This is a genomic window from Streptomyces solincola, assembly GCF_002982015.1.
Classification (GTDB): domain Bacteria; phylum Actinomycetota; class Actinomycetes; order Streptomycetales; family Streptomycetaceae; genus Streptomyces; species Streptomyces solincola.
On record NZ_PVLV01000690.1, the window covers coordinates 1 to 2,828 of the forward strand.

The following is a 2,828-nucleotide window of genomic DNA, read 5'->3' on the forward strand; positions in this document are numbered from 1 at the left end:
GCGGCCTCGCCCGCCTCCCGCACCCCAGTACCGCCCAGACCGACGATCCGCGAGATCTCCACCTGCCGGGCCAACACCGTGACGCTCTGCTGTCGACAATGAACAGCGAGCGCCAAATCCTCGCACACCGGTGCGACTTCTGTACGTTGGGAAGGCGCAGGCGTCGGTTTCACGACTCACGCCTGAAGACTTGACTCGATTGATGCCGGATCAGGTGCCGGTAGTCGAGCCCGGGCGGACGATCATCAGGACGGTGACGGCGACCCAGAGCAGGTTGAAGATCCCGGTGAGCATGGCGAGCCGGGACGGACCGCCGGGCGGGGCGGCACCCTCCAGGGCCGTTTCCTGGGCCGGGAGGATCAGCACCCAGAGGATCGCCGCGGCGATCGTGGTGAGCGCGATCGAGGTGATCAGCCAGGGGCTGCCCAGCACCCCGAGGGCGCTCGCGGTGGCGAAGCCGAGGACCGGGACGGCCGCGCCGACGCCCGTGTAGACGCGGCAGAGGCGGTGCAGCAGGCGGAGGGTTGCGGCGCGGTCGCCCCCAGTGCCCGCGCGGTCTCCCCCGGCGTCCGCGGGAGCGCCGCCGGCGGGGGCCTCCGCCCGGCGCAGCACCGCCGGGAACATGCTGGCGGCCACCGCCACCGGGCCGATCGCCAGGATCGCGGCGACCACGTGCAGGGCAAGCAGCAGCTTGGTCATGCGGCCGGCTCCGTACGCCGCCGGTCGTCGGCCGGCGCGGCGGTGGCCCGCAGGCTGAGGCCGCCGGTGCCGCTGGGCGCCTCCCCGGGACCCTCGGTGGAGACCAGCTCGACGGTCAGCGTCCCGCCGGACGCGGCGCCGCCCGCGTGCAGCACCTCGAAGGGCGCGACGACGTCGAGCGGGTCGAAGCCGTCGATCAGGACGACCTGGGCGTGCGGGGGCGGCGACGGCATGGGGCCTCCGGCGGCGGTACGTGAAGGGGCGGCGGTCGGGGTGGGCGGCCGGCGGTGGACCGGGCCCGGAGCTGAGCCTAGGCAGCGCCGCACCGCCCGCCCAGTGGCGGTATCGCCACCTTCCAACGGGATAGCGCCAAGAGCATGCGGTGGTCGTCACCGCTGGTTGAGGCCGTCCGACCGGTTGGCGGGGAGGCGGCGAGGCGGTACGTTCCCGCCATGCACACCGTCGCCGTCCTCGCCCTCGACCAGGTGCTCCCGTTCGACCTCGCCACCCCGGTCGACACCTTCTCGCGGACCCGGCTGCCGGACGGGCGGCCCGCCTACCGCATCCGGGTGTGCGCCGAGCGGGAGGAGGTGGACGCGGGCGCGTTCGCGCTGCGGGCGCCGTACGGGCTGGAGGGGCTGCGCGGCGCGGACACGGTGATCGTGCCGGGGACGGCCACCGCCGATCAGCCGCCGTCGCCCGCCGTGCTGGCGGCGCTGCGCGAGGCGGCGGCGGAGGGCACCCGGATCGCCTCGATCTGCGTGGGCACCTTCGTGCTGGCGGCGGCCGGGCTGCTCGACGGGCTGCGGGCCACCACCCACTGGATCGCGGCCCCGCACCTGGCCGCGGCCCATCCGGCGGTCGAGGTCGACCCGGACGTGCTGTACGTCGACAACGGGCAGGTGCTGACCTCGGCGGGGGCGGCGGCCGGGCTGGACCTGTGCCTGCACATGATCCGGCGCGACTACGGTTCGGCGGTCGCCGCCGACGCGGCCCGCCTCGCCGTGATGCCGCTCGAACGGGAGGGCGGGCAGGCGCAGTTCATCGTGCACGACCACACCCCGCCCGCCCCGCGCGGCGCGGCCCTCGATCCGGTGCTGGACTGGCTGCGCGCCAACCTGGCCCGCGACCTGGCGCTGGCGGAGATCGCCGCGCACGCCGGGATGAGCACCCGCACCCTGATGCGCCGCTTCCGGGAGCAGACCGGGACCACCCCGTTGCAGTGGCTGCACCGGGCTCGGGTGAGGCAGGCGCAGCACCTGCTGGAGACCACCGAGCACTCGGTGGAGCGGATCGGCGCCCAGGTCGGCTTCGGCTCGGCGACGGCGTTCCGCGACCGCTTCAAGCGGACGACGGGCGTCAGCCCCCAGGCGTACCGCCGCACCTTCGGCTGACCTGGCGGTCCGCGCACGGGGGCCGCGCCTCCCCCGTCCGGGTGAACCTGGTGCGGCATGGGGCGCAGGGTCCCGGGCGCTGTCGGGGCCCGCACACAGGGTGACCCGGTGGACGGCCGCCGCCGCGAGCCGGGCGGCCGTGCGCCTGAGACCCGCAGAGCCCTGGAGCGCCCGTGCCGCCGGTGAGCACCGCAGCACCCCCTACCGTGCCGGCGTCCCGGCGGCCGCCCGGGGCGGGTCGGCGGCGGCGGCCGGCAGCGGCGGCGCTGGGGTACGCGGCCCCGGCGCTCCTCGGCTTTCTGGCGGTACGGCTGCTGGGGCTGCTGGTGCTGACCCGCTGGGCGCATCTGAAGGGGCACGGGGTGTGGCCGGTGCTGGCCGCGTCCTGGGACTCCCGCTGGTACCTGGACATCGCCGCGCATGGCTACACCGACCGGTTGGGCACCGCGATGGACGCCAACAACCTGGCGTTCTTCCCGCTGTACCCGGCGCTCATCAAGGTGTGCGCCGCGCTCACGCCCGGTTCGGCGGCCTCGGCGGCGCTGGTGCTGGCCGGGTGCTGCTCGCTGGCCGCGGCCTGGGGGGTGTTCGCGGTCGGCGACCGGCTGCACGGGCGGCGCGCGGGGACGGCGCTGGCGGTGCTGTGGGGGGCGCTGCCGGTGTCCGCGGTGCAGTGGATGGGCTACACCGAGTCGCTGTTCACCGCGCTGGCGGCGTGGGCGCTGTACGCGGTGC

General features: G+C 75.8%; 2 protein-coding genes and 2 pseudogenes. 2 read left to right on the forward strand and 2 right to left on the reverse strand.

Annotated elements, in window-relative coordinates; translation table 11 throughout:
- Window positions 1-210 precede the first annotated feature (210 nt).
- Window positions 211-699: a hypothetical protein gene (locus tag C6N75_RS29330; RefSeq protein ID WP_105871865.1), complete on the reverse strand. Its 489-nt coding sequence runs from the start codon at window positions 697-699 to the stop codon at window positions 211-213.
- A 35-nt stretch (window positions 700-734) separates the two neighbouring features.
- A pseudogene (locus tag C6N75_RS29335) lies at window positions 735-932 on the reverse strand (DJ-1/PfpI family protein); the annotation flags it as partial.
- A 219-nt stretch (window positions 933-1,151) separates the two neighbouring features.
- On the opposite strand from C6N75_RS29335, the gene C6N75_RS29340 reads away from it, so the two are divergent.
- A complete protein-coding gene (locus tag C6N75_RS29340) occupies window positions 1,152-2,093 on the forward strand; it encodes a GlxA family transcriptional regulator (protein ID WP_105871866.1) in 942 nt (313 codons plus the stop codon).
- 173 nt (window positions 2,094-2,266) lie between these two features.
- Window positions 2,267-2,828, forward strand: a pseudogene (locus C6N75_RS29345) (hypothetical protein); the annotation flags it as partial.